Source organism: Streptomyces sp. NBC_00019, assembly GCF_045041015.1.
In the GTDB taxonomy this organism is placed as follows: Bacteria; Actinomycetota; Actinomycetes; order Streptomycetales; family Streptomycetaceae; genus Streptomyces.
In genome coordinates, this window is record NZ_CP108302.1 from 6,403,075 (window position 1) to 6,418,384 (window position 15,310).

Sequence of the window (15,310 nt, forward strand, 5' to 3'; positions counted from 1 at the left end):
GAGCGGCGCCGGGGGGTTGCGCCGCTTGCTTCGCGTGCCTGGGTCGGCGCCCCGGCGCAGTCGGGGCGCACGGTTGGTCTCGACCTCTGGCAGTGCGGGAGGACAAAGGCAATGTGGTTGTCTGCGAGGGGACTTGGGCTTTGTAGGCATCGTGCTGGATGGACCCGGCCACCGCAACCGTTTGGCCCGGCCTTGTACGTGTTCCCGTACTTTGCCTTGTACTCGTTTGTGCACTTTTCCGTCGGCCGGCCCCGGGCGTCCCCGGAGCCGACCGTTCTCTTGGGTGACCGGGCTGCTGTCCCCTGCCGTCCGGTCACTTACCTGGAGCGAGGTCCCACGACGTACGGCACGATCCGTACGTCTCATCGCCCCAGCGAGCCACGCGTGGTTCTTTCGGGCCCGCCCCTGGCTGGCACGGACACCCCACCAACGAAGCGGTCCGCGTCCCGGTCACGCGCCGTACGGGTGAGGCGGGGCCCGAACTCAGATGCGACCGCGGCACAGTTCGAGAAGGGTCATCGCGAGGGAGGTGCCCGGCTTGCCCAGCGCCTCGCTGTAGTGGTTGAGGACCTCCATCTCGCGGGAGAGGTTCACGCGCCGGCCGCCGGAGGTGATCCGCGCCTCCTGGATGACGGCGGACACGGCCATCCGTTCCTGGATCAGACCGATGATCCGGTCGTCGAGCGCGTCGATGCGCTCACGGGCGCCGGTGATCACGTCCGCGGCCTCGGAGGTACGGGCGCCGGTCACGTCGATGGCGGTCATGGGGAGCTCCTCGTCTGGAAGGGGTCGAGGTGCCCCGGAGCGGCAGGGTCCGGAGGAAACGACAGGCGCCCCGAACCTTGTCGGCCCGGGGCGCCTGGGAAGTCGCTTGTCAGTTGCTCAAGCAGCACGACCATGGCAGCCGGCGGGCCGGGTGCCATAGGTAAAGAGGAAGGTCGGGTGCGTGAGCATGGGAGCAGTATGCCGCGCCTCACGGGGGCGTCCAAGCCGGTTCGCATCGTGAGACAGCGTTGCCCCGGGAACGGCCCCGCCGCGCCCGGTAGACTCGGCCCCACACTCACCTCGCTCACGCCGGAAGGCAACCCGTGTCATCAGCGACCCCCGCCGCCGCCCCCGACACCGTCCTGGTCGTCGACTTCGGCGCGCAGTACGCCCAGCTCATCGCCCGCCGTGTCCGCGAGGCCCGGGTCTACAGCGAGATCGTGCCGAGCACCATGCCGGTCGCGGAGATGCTCGCCAAGAACCCGGCGGCGATCATCCTCTCCGGCGGCCCCTCCTCGGTCTACGCGGAGGGCGCCCCGCGCCTGGACCGCGCGCTCTTCGAGGCCGGCGTCCCCGTCTTCGGCATGTGCTACGGCTTCCAGCTGATGGCGACGACCCTCGGCGGCACGGTCGACAACACCGGCGCCCGTGAGTACGGCCGTACACCGCTCCATGTGTCGCGGTCCGGCTCGACGCTGTTCGAGGGCACCCCCGACGAGCAGTCCGTCTGGATGTCCCACGGCGACGCCTGCTCCGCCGCCCCCGAGGGCTTCTCCGTCACGGCCGCCACGGACGTCGTCCCGGTCGCCGCCTTCGAGAACGACGAGAAGAAGCTCTACGGCGTCCAGTACCACCCCGAGGTCATGCACTCCACGCACGGCCAGCAGGTCCTGGAGCACTTCCTTTACCGGGGCGCGGGCCTGACCCCGTCCTGGACCACGGGCAACGTGATCGAGGAGCAGGTCACGGCCATCCGTGAGCAGGTCGGCGACAAGCGCGCCATCTGCGGTCTGTCCGGCGGTGTCGACTCCGCGGTGGCCGCGGCCCTCGTCGCACGCGCCATCGGCGACCAGCTGACCTGCGTGTACGTCGACCACGGCCTGATGCGCAAGGGCGAGACCGAGCAGGTCGAGAAGGACTTCGTGGCCGCGACCGGCGTCAAGCTGGTCGTCGTCGACGCGGAGGAGCGCTTCCTGACCGCGCTCAAGGGTGTCTCGGACCCCGAGGAGAAGCGGAAGATCATCGGCCGGGAGTTCATCCGGGTCTTCGAGCAGGCGCAGGCGGAGATCATCGCGGACGAGGGTCCGGCGGTGGAGTTCCTCGTCCAGGGCACCCTCTACCCCGACGTGGTCGAGTCCGGTGGCGGTACCGGCACCGCCAACATCAAGTCCCACCACAACGTCGGCGGCCTCCCCGAGGACCTCGAGTTCCAGCTGATCGAGCCGCTGCGCAAGCTGTTCAAGGACGAGGTCCGGATGGTCGGCCAGGAGCTGGGCCTGCCGGACGAGATCGTCCAGCGCCAGCCGTTCCCCGGCCCGGGGCTCGGCATCCGGATCGTCGGCGAGGTCACCAAGGAGCGGCTCGACCTGCTCCGCGACGCCGACGCCATCGCCCGCGAGGAGCTGACCGCGGCCGGCCTCGACCGCGACATCTGGCAGTGCCCGGTGGTTCTGCTCGCGGACGTCCGCAGCGTCGGCGTCCAGGGCGACGGCCGCACCTACGGCCACCCGATCGTGCTGCGCCCGGTGTCCTCCGAGGACGCCATGACCGCCGACTGGTCGCGACTGCCGTACGAGGTGCTGGCGAAGATCTCGACGCGGATCACGAACGAGGTGGCCGACGTCAACCGCGTGGTCCTCGACGTGACGTCGAAGCCGCCGGGCACCATCGAGTGGGAGTAGACCTCCCGTTCTGAAGGTCAGGTCCGCTTGAGGGTCCGCACCGGCTCTCCGGGCTTCCAGACCTGGACGACCAGGTACTTGTCGTCCTCGACGTAGGTCCGTACGACCTCCGTCAGCTCGGTGCGGAAGAGGTGGAACGGCTCCGGCGGTTCCACCTCTTCGCCGTATCCGGCCTTCGTCTCGGCGTCCACCACCTCGATCGCCCGCCCGCTGATCCGGACGTCCCCGCCGCCCATGCTCTGCCCCTCACCGGGGTTCGCCTGGAGCGCGAAGCGCCCGTCGCGGAGCACGTCGAGCGCCTTGAGCGAGTCCGGCATCATGCCGAGCCAGAGCTCGCCGTTCAGGAAACGGACCTCCAGGCCGCTCGTGCGCGGGGAGCCGTCCTTGCGGAGGGTCGCGAGGGTGTGGTGGGTGAAGGCGCCGAAGCGTTCCTCGACGCGCTTGGCGAAGTCGGGTTCGGCGGTGGTGAAGGCCGCCCAGTTTGCTGTCATACGGCGAGTCTGGCGCTGATACCCGACATCTGCTGTCCGTATTGCGCGAAGTGGCGTCGGCCGGATCGATTGCGCACGTCATCTTTTCATAACGGCTCTGTTCTCCTGCGCTGACCGGCGGTAACTTCCGCCCCGTAAAGCAACCCCAGTGCTGGAGGACAGATGCACGGGACGTATGGGCCCAACCCGCCGACACCCCTGCCCACGGACAGCCTCCAGTTCGCGATGCCGCCGATGCACGACGCGGTCGAGGACGAGCGCAGGCACCGCAAGGAACGGCTCGCGGGGGCGCTGCGGATCTTCGGACGGCTGGGCTTCGAGGACGGGGTGTCCGGGCACATCACCGCGCGCGACCCGGAATTCACCGACTGCTTCTGGGTCAACCCCTTCGGGATGCCCTTCAAGCACGTGACGGTGAGCGACCTGGTCCTCGCCAACTCCGAGGGGCAGGTCATCGAGGGCCGCTACCACGTCAACCAGGCCGCGTTCGCCGTCCACGCCCAGGTCCACGCCGCCCGCCCCGACGTCGTCGCGGTCGCCCACTGCCACTCCGTGCACGGCCGCGCGCTGGCCGCCCTGGGGGAGCTCCTGGACCCGATCACCCAGGAGAGCTGCGCGTTCTACGAGGACCACGCGGTCTACGACGCCTACTCGGGTGTCGCCGTCGACGCCGCCGAGGGGCGGCGGATCGCCGCCGCGCTCGACTGCCGCAAGGGCCTGGTGCTGCGCAACCACGGCCTGCTGACCGTGGGGGACTCGGTGGACGCGGCGGCCTGGTGGTTCCTGTCCATGGAGCGGTCCTCGCAGGTCCAGCTGACGGCCAGGGCGGCCGGCCGCCCGGTTCTCATCGAGCACAAGGCGGCGGTGGCGACGCGGGAGCAGCTGGGCGGGGACCTGGTGGCGTGGATCAACTATCAGCCGCTGTGGCAGGACATCAGTCGCAGTGAGCCGGATCTGCTGAGCTGAGCCCTCATGGTCAAGGGGGCTCAGAACCCCCGGAGCACAGCCGCCTTGGTCATCGCGAACTCCTCGTCCGTGAGCACCCCGTCGCGGTGCAGCTCGCCCAGCTCCCGGAGCCTGCGCAGGAGTACGTCGTGGTGGTCGGCCTGGGGCGGGACGGCCGCCCGGAGTTGGGCGGGGCGGCCCTCCGCGAGCTCGTTGCCGGTGCGGGTGGAAGGGTGCGGGAGACGGGCGGTGACCGCGGTGGCGACCAGGGCCGTGAGCAGGTCGCGGCGGGCGCTGCCCCACAGATCGAGGGCGTACGGGTCCTTCTCCGGCGGCAGTTTCGAGAACGCCGTCTCACGGGTCACGAAGCGCAGGAAGCCGTCCTCGTAGCCGGAGTTGGGCAGCCATTCGACCCCCACGACGTCGCCGATGGCGATGATCCGCGGCCCGGTCGCCCGCTTGACCCGGTCGGAGGTGTCCGACCAGTCGATACGGACCTGGAGACCGTCGAAGGAGACCGTGCCGTCGGAGGAGCGCACCGAGACCGGGACCGGCGGACCGGCCAGCAGATACGTCTTCGTCGGCTCCTTGGGGACCTGGTCGAGCAGCAGCGCCCGGCGGATCTCCTCCGCCATGTACTCGGCGACCCCCGAACGGTCGATGTCCACCAACAGCCGGTAGGGGTCCGCCGGGTCCGGCAGCCGTCCGCCCGTCGCATGGAGGAGCGGGTCCGCCCCCTCGCGCAGCCGCATCCGCAGCCGCCCGCGCTTGCGTTCGGGTTCGTAGACCACGCCCGACACAGCCTCCAGGGGTACGGCGATCTCACCGTACGTCTGCCGGAACAGCGGCACGGAGCGGTGGAGTCCCGGCGTGATCCTGACCGTTGCGCCGTCGAAGGCCCAGGTCCCGTCGCGCTGGATGATCTCGGCCATAGGCAAATTCTCGCAGCCGGGTCAACACGGCGGCCCGGTCTTCACCCGCCCTGACCAGACCTGCCGGACGGGGACCCAGTGGCGTAGGGCACAATTCGCTGTCATCGCACGGGAGTTGCAGAGCGGTTCGCCGAGGCTTCGGCAGGGCCGCAGCGCGTGGGAATCGCGGGGAAGGCAGGCGTCGGACGTGGCGGTGCAGGAGGCGAGACAGAGCGTGGAGGCTGGCGCTCACGGGGGCGGCTGCACCTGCGGGGACTGTCCGCACGGGGCGCGGGCGGGGCATCGGCGGGCGGTCGCCGAATTCGTGCTGAAACGGGATGAGTACGCCGCCGGACAGGGGTTGCCGGCCGCCGTGGCCCACTCGGCCTCCGCCTCCCGCCAGTGGGTGTCGGAGGAGCTGACCCAGTCCGCGGAACTCGTCGCCGAACGCGGCCGCGCCGACGGCGAGGCCTGGCTGGTGCGGATGTGGAGCCGGACGGCGTACACGGTGTGGGCCGGCGTGGTCGCCCTGCTGCTGGTCCAGGCGCTGACGGCGATCGGCGCGGGCTGGACCTCGGCCCGGACCGCCGGTCTGCTGGCCGCGCTGCTGACGGCCGGCGTGCTGACCGCCGCGTCCTGGTTCCACCGGGCCCGGGGCGGCGCGCTCGCGCCCGTGATCGGCGAGGACAACCGCCTGTCCACCTCGCGCGCGGTGGCCGTGGCCTGGGTGCTGTTCGTGGCGTACGCCGTGCTGGTCCTGGTCGGCCGCCTCGCCGCCGCCTCCGACCCCGCCGAGCGCGACACGCTGATCTCCGGCTTCGACCTCGCCCGCGGCGCGGGGGTGGTGACGGTCCTCGCCGTGGTGTGCGGCATCGCGGTCCTGGTGCGGCGCGTGGTCGGCCTGCGCGTCCTGGGACAGCGGCTGCAGAAGGTACGCGCCGACCGTCCGCGCGCCGCCGACCTCCTGACGGACGACGCGGGCCGGGGCACCTTCGCCGACATCCAGTACGTCGTGATCAGCACCGTCGCCCTGCTGTTCGCGGCCGTCCGCCTGGCCCGCCGCCCCGACCAACTCCCCGATCTCCCCTGGGGACTGGCGGTGGTCGTCCTCATCTCGGCGGCGACCTACGTGGCCGGCAAATACGCCGAGGGCGGCCGCCCGGTCATCCTCTCCGTGGTCCGCGCCCGCGAGGCCGGCGACCTCGACGCGCCGATCCGCACGGGCGACGACATCGAGATCCGCGGCGCCGGTTTCGTCCCCCCGGGCGCGCAGGGTGCGGAGCGCTTGTCCCGCATGACGGTCCGCGTCGGCACCGTCCACGTCCATGTCCCCCTCGTCCCGGTGAACGGAGGCTTCAGCAACCCGACGGACGCGGTCCTGACGGTGCCGGTGCCGGCGGATGTGGAGCCCGGACGGGTGGAGGTACAGGTGGTCACTGCGGCGGGGGTGGAGACGAATCGGTACGGGATCGACGTGACGGACTGAGGGGTGGGTGGGGGCATGAGCGGTGGGTGGACGGAATCGTGGGCGGACTGGTACGACGCGCCCGCCGTGGTCGACAGCGGCCAGAACCTGACGCGGATCGGGTGCCCGCACTGCCGGGGCTCGATCGACCTCGACTGGTGGGCGGAGCTCGTCGAGGACCACCAGGACGGCTTCCCCACCCTCTTCGTGGACGTCCCCTGCTGCGACGCCACCACCTCCCTCGACACGCTCGACTTCGACTGGCCCTGCGGCTTCGCCCGCTTCGAGATCGCCGCGTGGAACCCGGAACTCAGCCGGCTCACCGACGAGCAGCTGGCCGCCGTCGCCAAGGCGCTGGGACACCCCGTACGTCAGATCCGGGCCCACATCTGACGCTGCGGGCATCCGGCCGGGCGGGCGTCGGCGCGAGTGTGCCCGAGCGGCGGAAAACGGTCGCGTCAGCATTGAGCGACATCTCCCGTTCGTGCGTATCGTCTTTTGAGGGGTCACGGCACGCTGGGTGAGAGGCGGCTCGGAGCGATGACGCACAGCTTCCGTACGGACACGCACACCCCCTACTACGACGGCGATCGGGGCTGGCGGGACACCGCCGCCCGTTACGCCCTGCTCCCACTGCGCCTCTTCCTCGGCGTCACCTTCATCTACGCCGGCCTGGACAAACTCACCGACAGCGCCTTCATGAAGGCCTCCGGGCCCGGCTCCATCGGCGACCAGATGCGCAACGTCCGGGACTCCGCGGCGATCCCCGACATGATCGACATGGCCCTGAAGAGCCCCGTCGGCTTCGGCTACGCCATCGCCTTCGGCGAACTGGCCGTCGGCATCGGCACCCTCCTCGGCCTCCTCGCCCGCCTGGCCGCCCTCGGCGGAGCCCTGATCTCCCTGAGCCTCTGGCTGACGATGAGCTGGGCCTCGGACCCGTACTACTACGGCAACGACCTCGCCTACCTGATGGCCTGGCTCCCCCTCGTCCTCGCCGGCGCCGCAAACTTCTCAGTGGACGCAGCCTGGCGATCCCGACGACGGGGACGGGCGGCGGCGTATTAGTCGGACGGCGGCGTAAGTCGGCCGGGGGCCGGCCCCGCCGCCCCCTCGGTCAGCCCGCTCTCTCCGACTCGCCCACCGCCCCCGCGCCCGCCCCACCCCCCGCATGCCGTCGACGGATCGCGCGAGTCGCGAGGCCCGTCGCGGCTGCCAGGCAGAGGCCGCCCGTGACGATGGGGATGACCGCGAACCACGGGGTCTCCCAGATGCCGCCCGCGTCGCCGGCGTAGATGATGCCGGCCAGGGCCAGGAAGAGGCCGGCGAGCAGTTTGCCGGGGCGGAACTCATGACGTAGCACGGCTCACCTCCGCTTGGCCGACGCCGACCTGGAGGTCGAGGTCGAGGGTGCCGGAGGATTTGGTGCCCTTGGGGGGTGTCAGGGTGACCTCCTTGTACTTGCCCGGTTCCACGTCCACGTCCTCCTGGTCGTCGCCCGGGAGCTGGATGTCGCCCACGCCCACGTCGATGCTGACCTTCACGGTCGCGTCCTTCGGTACGACCACCTTCAGCCTGCCCACGCCCACCTCGGCCCGGGCGGTCACCGTCTGTCCCTTGGTGAGGTCAAGGCCCGTCAGATCCAGCGTGCCGACGCCGGTGCCGAGGTCGTACTTGGGCTGGACGTCCGCGACCGCGGCGGGTCGCCAGGTCTCCTCGATCCAGTGCGTGCCGATGTCCTTGGGCAGCGCGGCCGACCCGGCGAGGAGTCCCGCCGTGATCACCGCCAGGAAGATCGAGCCCGCCCCGGTACGCCCGAGGAAGGAGCTGATCGCGATGCCGAGGCCGATGACTATGAGGGCGCAGGACAGGCCGGTCTGCAGGCTGGTGCCGAGCGGGTGCTCGTCCCACGTCAGGCCCGTGCCGAGACCGCCCGCGAGCAGGGCGAACAGGAAGACCCAGCCGCCGATCCAGCGAGGGCCACGCGGTTTCGGTGGCTGTGGGCGGGCGGTGCGGGTGGCGGCGCGCGCCCCGTCGTATCTGCCGAGGCCGATGTTGACGGCCGCCGCGATGTCCCGGTCGCGGGAGTCGCGGGGGCCCCACAGATAGCCGGTACCGCCCTCGTGCGTTCCGTCCTTGACGATGGGTTCGCGCCACCAGGACGGGTATCCGGGACCGACCGGCGGTGCCTGGGCCTCCGGCGGGGCGTCGGCGACGGCCTGCGCGGCCAGGGGGTCGGTGTCGGGGGCGCCGCGCTGGCGGGCCCAGTACCCGGTGCCGGCGAGGAGGAGGGAGAGGACGACGGCGAAGGTGAGTACCCCGCCGTTGTTCAGCATCGTCAGGAACACCCCGCAGCCGACCAGCGCGAACAGCACAGCTGTCAGGGCCTGGCCGTCGACGCGTCCGGTCAGCAGCTTGCGGACCTCGTTCTCCTCGTCGTCCTCGTACGGGACGAGGAGCCAGGCGAAGCCGTAGAAGATGAGGCCGATGCCGCCGGTCGCGGAGAGCACGGCGAGCGTGATGCGGAAGATCACCGGGTCCATGTCGCACTGCCGCCCGAGCCCCGCGCACACCCCGGCGAGCACCTTGAACCGCCGGTCGCGCCGGAACCTCGCGGGCGGAGCGGCGGTCCCGGCCTCGCCGGGTGCCTCGACCCCTGCGCCGGCCGGGCTGCCGGGCGGGCCGTCGGCCGGGCCCGGCCGGTCGGCCGTACCCGATTCCGTCCGCGCACCCGCCCGCACGTGGGCGCGCGCATCCTCACCCGCGGCGGCCGCGGGAGGCGCGGCGGACGAGGCACCCTCGTCGGGCGCCGGGTCCGCGGCGTGCTGGTGATCTGTCATGTGTCCATGGTGACGGGCGAGCCGCCCCGGCGGGAGTCGGAACGACCCTGGCCGGACCCTGATATCGCCCCTGAGCCGCCGCCGGGGAGGCGTTCGACGGCCCGACGTTTCTGCATGTTTCGAAGATCAGGGGCGTCTAGGGGGCCGACCCTGATGCCCCCGCCCGCCCGCCGTGTGAACATCGATGGCATGCCGGAAGCCGCAGCAGCGCCACTCGTCGAACCGCGGCCGCCGCGCAAGCTCTACCGCAGCAGTGACGGACGCTGGCTCGGTGGTGTGGCGCGGGGGCTCGCCGGGCATCTCGGGCTGCCCGTCATCTGGGTGCGGCTCGTCTTCGTGGGCCTGTTCATGGCGGACGGGCTCGGTGCCCTGTTGTACGCGGCGTTCTGGTTCTTCGTGCCGCTCGGGGTGGGTGGGGTCGGCGGGCAGCGGCCGCCGTCCCTCGTCTCCACCGAGGCCTCGCCTGACGGCCGCCGCAGACTCGTCGCCCGCAGGCCCGACAAGGGCCAGATCGTCGCCCTGCTCCTCATGGTCGTCGTGGCCATGGTCTTCGTGGGCAACGTCAATCTCGGCACCGGCGCCAAGGCCTACCTCTGGCCCGCCGTGCTGGTCGGCGCCGGCGTGGCCCTGGTCTGGCGCCAGGCCGACAACGCCCGCCGGGCCCGCTGGGTCGAGGTCGGCCGCCGCAAGCGCACCCTCAGCCTGCTGCGCGCCGCGGGCGGCGTCCTGCTGGTCACGGCCGGCGTCTCCGGCATCTTCGTCCTGCAGGGCTCCGCGGCCCACCTCGGCTCGGTCCTGCAGGCGGCCCTCGCGGTCCTCGTCGGCATAACGCTCCTCGCCGGCCCCTACCTCGTGCGCATGACCCAGGACCTCTCCGAGGAGCGCCTGATGCGCATCCGCGCCCAGGAGCGCGCCGAGGTCGCCGCCCACGTCCACGACTCCGTGCTGCACACCCTCACCCTGATCCAGCGCAACGCGGAGAACGCGAACGAGGTGCGCCGCCTCGCCCGCGCCCAGGAGCGCGACCTGCGCACCTGGCTCTACAAACCCGAGGGCACCGGCAAGGACGAGGCCGACGAACCCACGACCCTCGCCGACGCGGTACGGCGCAATGCCGCCGAGGTCGAGGACAAGCACGGCGTCCCCATAGAGGTCGTCATAGTCGGCGACTGCCCGCTCGACGAGAGGATCGGCCCGCAGATGCAGGCCGCGCGCGAGGCGATGGTGAACGCCGCCAAGTACGGTGGCGAGGGCGGCGCGGTTCAGGTCTACGCCGAAGTCGAGGGACGGACGGTCTTCGTGTCGGTCCGGGACCGCGGTCCGGGCTTCGACCCCGACTCGATACCCGCCGACCGCATGGGTGTCAGAGAATCGATCATCGGCCGCATGGAGCGCAACGGCGGCACGGCGCGGCTGCGCGCGGTGCCGGACGGCGGCACGGAGGTCGAGCTGGAGATGGAGAGGGCGGAGAAGACGTCATGAGCGACGAGGCGAACGGTACGGCGGAGGCCACCGACAGCGCGGAGGAGCGCAGGGTGCGCGTGGTCCTCGTCGACGACCACCGCATGTTCCGAACGGGCGTACAAGCTGAGATCGGCCGGACCGAGGAGACCGGTGTCGAGGTCGTCGGCGAAGCCGCGGACGTCGACCAGGCGGTCACCGTCATCACCGCGACCCGGCCCGAGGTGGTCCTTCTCGACGTCCATCTCCCGGGTGGCGGCGGTGTCGAAGTCCTGCGCCGCTGCGCCCCGTTGATGGCCGACGCCGAACAGCCGGTCCGTTTCCTCGCCCTGTCCGTCTCGGACGCGGCGGAGGATGTGATCGGTGTGATCCGGGGCGGCGCGCGGGGATACGTCACCAAGACGATCACCGGTACTGATCTGGTCGACTCCGTCTTCCGGGTCCAGGACGGCGACGCGGTGTTCTCGCCGAGGCTCGCCGGGTTCGTACTGGACGCCTTCGCGTCCACGGACGCGCCGCCGGTGGACGAGGACCTCGACCGTCTGACGCAGCGGGAGCGGGAGGTGCTGCGGCTGATCGCGCGGGGGTACGCGTACAAGGAGATCGCCAAGCAGCTCTTCATCTCGGTGAAGACGGTCGAGTCCCATGTGTCGGCGGTGCTGCGGAAGCTGCAGCTGTCGAACCGGCATGAGCTGACTCGCTGGGCCACGGCTCGACGGCTGGTGTGAGGCCGGGGGCGTCGCAGGCTTTCGGCCGGCGGTCCGTGGGCGATGCCGTGACAGCGGGACGGAACGGTGCCGTCCATGTCCATGATCCGTAACGACACCGCGGGAGAGGTGGCCCACAGCTCCGGCCTGTGCAGAATCGAGTCGTCAGCAAGACCATTCGAGTCTTGCGACGACACACGGGGGATCACCATGGGCGCTGCCCGCAGGAGTTGGAAGACGTACACCCTGGGGGCAGTGGCCGTCGCCGCGCTCCTGGCGTCCACGGCGTGCGAGCCGGGTGGCGGCACCGACGACAAGGCGGACACCTCCCCGTCCGCGAGCCCGACCGCGACCGACTCCGCCACGCCCGGCGGCTCGGCCGCCCCCAGCAGCTCCGCGGGGGCAGGGGACAGCGGTGACAACGGCGACAACGGTGAGGACGCCACCAGAGCCTGCGCCGACCCCGACCTCTCGATCGCCACGTCGGTCTACCCGCACGACGAGGTCAGGCACCTCCTCATCACGGCCACCAACGTCGGCGACTCGGCCTGCACCCTCTACCACTACCCGCGGGTGTACCTCGGCGACGAGACCGAGAACCCGCTCGGTCCGATGGAGTCGAAGCCGCAGGCGGTCGCCACGATCGAGCCGAACGAGAAGGCGTACGCGGGCCTGTTCCTCTTCCGGGCGGGCGAGAAGACCACCACCGTGGAGTCGCTGGGCCTCGGTTACATGGAGCGCGAGCCCAACAGCGGCGAGGAAGGGGCACCGCTCGACATCAGGCTGCCCGACGGCACCGACTTCCTCACCCCCGGCCCCAACCCCGGCGTCACGTACTGGAACACCGACCTCGACGCGGTCGAGAAGTTCACGTTCGCCAGGTGACGGCAGCCGCTCACACCACCCGCGTGGCCCCCGCGAAGGGCATCTCGTCGATCGGCGCGACGCGCACCGGCGCCGAGGGGTTCGGGGCGTGGATCATCTGGCCGTTGCCGATGTAGATGCCGACGTGGCTGATGGCCGAGTAGAAGAACACCAGGTCACCCGGGAGGAGTTCGGAGCGGGCGACGCGGCGGCCGGTGTCGATCTGGGCGTACGTCGTGCGCGGGAGGGAGATCCCGGCGGAGCGGTAGGCGGCCTGCATCAGCCCCGAGCAGTCGAAGGCGTCGGGGCCGGTGGCGCCCCAGACATAGGGGCTGCCAAGCTTCGAGGAGGCGTACGAAACGGCGGCCGCGGCGCGGGAGTTGGGGGCCGGTACGGAGCCCGCGGCGGTCAGGCCGTCGCGGGCACCGGAGCCGGAGGAGCGCGAGGCGCGCTGCACCTCGTCCGTGCGTTCCTCGGTCGGCAGCTGCGCCAGCAGCCGGCGCGCCGCGTCCAGCTTTCCGGTGATCGTCTTCTTGTGCCGCTTCAGCTCCGCCTGCCGCGACTTGAGCGAGGCCAGCTCGATATGGGCGGCACCGCGCAACTGCTCGATCTCCCGCAGCTGTCTGCGCACGCTCGTGACGGAGGCCGCCTGCCGGGTGCCCGCGCGCTCGACGAACTCGGCGCCCTGGAGATAGCGGTCGGGGTCGTCGGAGAGCGCCAGTTGCAGCGCGGGGTCGAGGCCGCCGTCGCGGTACTGTGCCGCCGCCATCGAACCCAGCGCGTCCCGCGCCGAGTTGAGCTTGTCCGCCTTGCGCGCCGCCGCGTCCCGCAGCGCTCTCAGCCGCTCCTCGGCTCCCTCCGCCTTCTCCTTCGCGCCGTTGTACTTATCGGTGGCGACCTCCGCCTCCTGGTACAGCTTGTCCACCTTCGCCTTGACCTGCGCAGGTGTCAGATTCGGCTCGGCATACCCGGTCCCGTCGAAGGCGGTCGCGGTCGCCGCGCCCGCCAGGGCGATTGTTGCCGCCGTACGGACCGTATTGCCGCCGGCCGAGCGCTGCCTGGGCTTGCGGTGCGCTGCCACGTGGACTGCACGTCCTTTCGTACGACCGCCCGGAGCGGTTCACGCGTCCGGCGGCGGCCCGCACAGGGGGAGCGGGCCGCCGCCGGACCTTCTCGGCGGTGGTGTCCGACTGCCGCCCCTGGCCCGGGCGGCGGTGGGGAGCCGGTCACCTGGAGGAGGACGCTAAACCTCGCGGTGTCGTGGGGGTAACGGGTTGCGCGGAACTGGTCTCAGGAGACCGCCGGGTGACCGCATGCGACCGTGATTCCGTTCTCGCGCCGTCGACTTCACGCAGGGTGATGACCGAAGTGCGGATTCCGGAACGCGGGGAGGTGACGGGGTGCTATGGGCCGCATATATGCAAGGTCACGTATGTGCGGGATAGTGGCGGAAGAGGCAGGGCGGTGTAGGGGGACTCAAGTGCCCCTGATTAGGCTCCGGCCTCATGGACGTACTCATCCACCTCTTCGTGGGCCTGCACATCATCGGCATCGCCTCGTTGCTCGGCGGATTCCTCACCCAGATGAAGGCCATGGGTCAGGGCACCGCCCGCTTCGTCCCGGCGATGCTGCACGGCGCGCTCACCATGCTGGTCACCGGGGTGATCCTGGTCGGCCTCAACCAGGCGGACGACCAGTCCGTCAACAACGTCAAGATCGGCATCAAGCTGGCCGTGCTGGTGGTGATCCTCGGCCTCGTCTATGTGAAGCGGGACGACGAGAAGGTGGAGAAGGGGCTGTTCGGACTGGTGGGCGCGCTGACCGTCGCGAACATCTTCATCGCGGTGCTGTGGACCTGAGGGACGTGAGGCCGGCGCGCGCCGACGCGACGGCACCCGCGGCGACGGCGAGCCATGCCGCCACCGCGATCCACAGCAGCACCTGACCGGGTGTCCTGAGCCAGGACACGTCGAGGGCGGCGGCGACGGACAGCGTCGCCGCCGATGTCATGCCCATCGGGAACACGGTCGCCCAACGGCGCACGTCGTAGCGCGGCCGCGGCTTCAGCGCCTCCGCGACGAGCAGTACGACGTACCAGGCCAGGTCGAGCACCAGCAGCGCGACCGTCACGGCCCGCAGGACGCCGCTGTCGTCGTCGTTCCACAGGTACAGCGGCGCGCTGTCGGCCGCGACGAGCTTCGACCCGGCGAGCGCCGAGATGGCGAGCGCCCCGCCGGCCACCCAGTGGTCCCCGGCGCCCGCGGTCACCTGCCGCGGGTCGAAGCGGGCCAGGGCGATGCCGTAGAGCACGAGGCCGAGCCAGAACAGCACGAGCGCCGCGTGGGCGAGCCACGCCGTCGACTCGGCCGAGGCGAGCGTGGCACCGAGCACCGCGAGACCCTGCGTGGCGACGCAGGCCAGGAACACCGCCCCCGGCATCCGCCGCGTCCAGTGCGTCACGACCAGCGCGATCAGCACCGGCCACAACAGCGCGGCGATCGCGAGCAGCGCCTCGGCGAGCTGCTGCAAGCCGAGCGCCGAGACACGGGTACCGAGCACGGCCGTAGCCGCTACGGCGGTGAGCGCGCCCGGCGTCTCGGCCTCCGCCACCCACCTCGCCCGGTCCCACAGCAGCCGTACGGCGAAGTCGGCGGCCAACGCGACCCACGCGACGCCTGCCAGGACGAGGGCGATCCGCGACAGGGTCTCGTGCCCCGTCAGATGCAGACCGACGGACACGATGCCGGTCGCCATCACGGCAGCCCCGGCGGCGGGCGGCCGCTGGGCCCACCAGGCGGGGAGGGGGGAGTGAGGGGAGCGGGAGGAGGCGCCGGACATGGGGCGATGCTAAGGAGCGCGGCCCAGCTCGAGGGCAGGGCGCGCGAGCGGGCGCGGGCAAATACGCGCGGGCGCAGGCACGGGAGGGGGCGCGGCTCGGCGGCCGGTGCACTGAGTGATGG

At 71.4% G+C, this 15,310-nt stretch carries 16 protein-coding genes; 9 read left to right on the top strand and 7 right to left on the bottom strand.

All coding sequences use genetic code 11. The features are described from left to right. Positions 1 to 483: 483 nt before the first annotated feature. The gene (locus OHU89_RS30360; protein WP_266823084.1) at positions 484 to 765 is read right to left on the bottom strand and encodes a chorismate mutase; all 282 of its coding nucleotides are present in this window, start codon (positions 763 to 765) and stop codon (positions 484 to 486) included. Positions 766 to 1,088: 323 nt separating this feature from the next. On the opposite strand from OHU89_RS30360, the gene guaA reads away from it, so the two are divergent. Beyond that, complete coding sequence (gene guaA, locus OHU89_RS30365; protein ID WP_266888896.1) at positions 1,089 to 2,666, top strand: glutamine-hydrolyzing GMP synthase; 1,578 nt, start codon at positions 1,089 to 1,091, stop codon at positions 2,664 to 2,666. A 17-nt stretch (positions 2,667 to 2,683) separates the two neighbouring features. Here the strand turns inward: guaA and OHU89_RS30370 are convergent, their stop codons facing one another. Further along, positions 2,684 to 3,157 carry a pyridoxamine 5'-phosphate oxidase family protein gene (locus tag OHU89_RS30370; protein WP_405647522.1) on the bottom strand — a complete coding sequence of 158 codons (474 nt, stop codon included), beginning with the start codon at positions 3,155 to 3,157 and terminating at the stop codon, positions 2,684 to 2,686. Positions 3,158 to 3,319: 162 nt separating this feature from the next. On the opposite strand from OHU89_RS30370, the gene OHU89_RS30375 reads away from it, so the two are divergent. Further along, a complete protein-coding gene (locus OHU89_RS30375) occupies positions 3,320 to 4,123 on the top strand; it encodes a class II aldolase/adducin family protein (protein WP_046261636.1) in 804 nt (267 codons plus the stop codon). A gap of 20 nt (positions 4,124 to 4,143) precedes the next feature. On the opposite strand, the gene OHU89_RS30380 is transcribed toward OHU89_RS30375, so the two are convergent. After that, positions 4,144 to 5,034 (bottom strand): DUF4429 domain-containing protein, encoded by an 891-nt coding sequence (locus OHU89_RS30380; RefSeq protein ID WP_266888894.1) that lies wholly within the window; start codon positions 5,032 to 5,034, stop codon positions 4,144 to 4,146. A 187-nt stretch (positions 5,035 to 5,221) separates the two neighbouring features. On the opposite strand from OHU89_RS30380, the gene OHU89_RS30385 reads away from it, so the two are divergent. From OHU89_RS30385 to OHU89_RS30395, 3 genes are all read left to right on the top strand, one after another. Further along, positions 5,222 to 6,499, top strand: coding sequence for a hypothetical protein (locus tag OHU89_RS30385; RefSeq protein WP_405647524.1), 1,278 nt, complete (start codon positions 5,222 to 5,224; stop codon positions 6,497 to 6,499). Positions 6,500 to 6,514: 15 nt separating this feature from the next. Then, entirely contained in the window at positions 6,515 to 6,871 is a 357-nt protein-coding gene (locus OHU89_RS30390; protein WP_405647526.1) for a hypothetical protein, read from the top strand. A 147-nt stretch (positions 6,872 to 7,018) separates the two neighbouring features. Continuing rightward, on the top strand, positions 7,019 to 7,546 hold the full coding sequence (locus OHU89_RS30395) for a TQO small subunit DoxD (protein WP_405647528.1): 528 nt from the start codon (positions 7,019 to 7,021) through the stop codon (positions 7,544 to 7,546). A gap of 49 nt (positions 7,547 to 7,595) precedes the next feature. On the opposite strand, the gene OHU89_RS30400 is transcribed toward OHU89_RS30395, so the two are convergent. Then, positions 7,596 to 7,841, bottom strand: a complete 246-nt coding sequence (locus tag OHU89_RS30400; protein WP_405647531.1) for a hypothetical protein — start codon at positions 7,839 to 7,841, stop codon at positions 7,596 to 7,598. Then, complete coding sequence (locus OHU89_RS30405) at positions 7,828 to 9,318, bottom strand: PspC domain-containing protein (protein WP_405647533.1); 1,491 nt, start codon at positions 9,316 to 9,318, stop codon at positions 7,828 to 7,830. Before OHU89_RS30405 ends, OHU89_RS30400 begins: the two co-directional genes overlap by 14 nt. Positions 9,319 to 9,507: 189 nt before the next feature. Here OHU89_RS30405 and OHU89_RS30410 point away from each other — a divergent pair, with 189 nt between their 5' ends. The 3 genes from OHU89_RS30410 (at position 9,508) to OHU89_RS30420 (ending at position 12,371) form a co-directional block, all read left to right on the top strand. Then, the gene (locus OHU89_RS30410) at positions 9,508 to 10,800 is read left to right on the top strand and encodes an ATP-binding protein (protein WP_266888888.1); all 1,293 of its coding nucleotides are present in this window, start codon (positions 9,508 to 9,510) and stop codon (positions 10,798 to 10,800) included. Further along, entirely contained in the window at positions 10,797 to 11,507 is a 711-nt protein-coding gene (locus OHU89_RS30415) for a response regulator transcription factor (protein WP_361480853.1), read from the top strand. The genes OHU89_RS30410 and OHU89_RS30415 overlap by 4 nt, the downstream gene beginning before the upstream one ends. Positions 11,508 to 11,696: 189 nt before the next feature. Next, positions 11,697 to 12,371 carry a DUF4232 domain-containing protein gene (locus OHU89_RS30420; protein WP_405647536.1) on the top strand — a complete coding sequence of 225 codons (675 nt, stop codon included), beginning with the start codon at positions 11,697 to 11,699 and terminating at the stop codon, positions 12,369 to 12,371. Positions 12,372 to 12,381: 10 nt separating this feature from the next. On the opposite strand, the gene OHU89_RS30425 is transcribed toward OHU89_RS30420, so the two are convergent. Next, positions 12,382 to 13,431 carry an NlpC/P60 family protein gene (locus OHU89_RS30425; protein ID WP_405647539.1) on the bottom strand — a complete coding sequence of 350 codons (1,050 nt, stop codon included), beginning with the start codon at positions 13,429 to 13,431 and terminating at the stop codon, positions 12,382 to 12,384. A gap of 424 nt (positions 13,432 to 13,855) precedes the next feature. Here OHU89_RS30425 and OHU89_RS30430 point away from each other — a divergent pair, with 424 nt between their 5' ends. Continuing rightward, positions 13,856 to 14,209, top strand: coding sequence for a hypothetical protein (locus OHU89_RS30430; RefSeq protein ID WP_267015067.1), 354 nt, complete (start codon positions 13,856 to 13,858; stop codon positions 14,207 to 14,209). On the opposite strand, the gene OHU89_RS30435 is transcribed toward OHU89_RS30430, so the two are convergent. Then, positions 14,187 to 15,188, bottom strand: coding sequence for a tellurite resistance/C4-dicarboxylate transporter family protein (locus tag OHU89_RS30435; RefSeq protein ID WP_405647542.1), 1,002 nt, complete (start codon positions 15,186 to 15,188; stop codon positions 14,187 to 14,189). The two genes, OHU89_RS30430 and OHU89_RS30435, sit on opposite strands and share 23 nt — an antisense overlap. Positions 15,189 to 15,310 lie beyond the last annotated feature (122 nt).

Excerpts from the sequence above, each read along its gene's own strand:
- OHU89_RS30390 (WP_405647526.1), top strand. The coding sequence starts at position 6,515 with ATGAGCGGTGGGTGGACGGAATCGTGGGCGGACTGGTACGACGCGCCC.
- OHU89_RS30375 (WP_046261636.1), top strand. The coding sequence starts at position 3,320 with ATGCACGGGACGTATGGGCCCAACCCGCCGACACCCCTGCCCACGGAC.
- OHU89_RS30420 (WP_405647536.1), top strand. The coding sequence starts at position 11,697 with ATGGGCGCTGCCCGCAGGAGTTGGAAGACGTACACCCTGGGGGCAGTG.
- OHU89_RS30430 (WP_267015067.1), top strand. The coding sequence starts at position 13,856 with ATGGACGTACTCATCCACCTCTTCGTGGGCCTGCACATCATCGGCATC.
- OHU89_RS30405 (WP_405647533.1), bottom strand. The coding sequence starts at position 9,318 with ATGACAGATCACCAGCACGCCGCGGACCCGGCGCCCGACGAGGGTGCC.
- OHU89_RS30435 (WP_405647542.1), bottom strand. The coding sequence starts at position 15,188 with ATGTCCGGCGCCTCCTCCCGCTCCCCTCACTCCCCCCTCCCCGCCTGG.
- OHU89_RS30360 (WP_266823084.1), bottom strand. The coding sequence starts at position 765 with ATGACCGCCATCGACGTGACCGGCGCCCGTACCTCCGAGGCCGCGGAC.
- OHU89_RS30410 (WP_266888888.1), top strand. The coding sequence starts at position 9,508 with ATGCCGGAAGCCGCAGCAGCGCCACTCGTCGAACCGCGGCCGCCGCGC.
- OHU89_RS30380 (WP_266888894.1), bottom strand. The coding sequence starts at position 5,034 with ATGGCCGAGATCATCCAGCGCGACGGGACCTGGGCCTTCGACGGCGCA.
- OHU89_RS30370 (WP_405647522.1), bottom strand. The coding sequence starts at position 3,157 with ATGACAGCAAACTGGGCGGCCTTCACCACCGCCGAACCCGACTTCGCC.
- OHU89_RS30415 (WP_361480853.1), top strand. The coding sequence starts at position 10,797 with ATGAGCGACGAGGCGAACGGTACGGCGGAGGCCACCGACAGCGCGGAG.
- OHU89_RS30395 (WP_405647528.1), top strand. The coding sequence starts at position 7,019 with ATGACGCACAGCTTCCGTACGGACACGCACACCCCCTACTACGACGGC.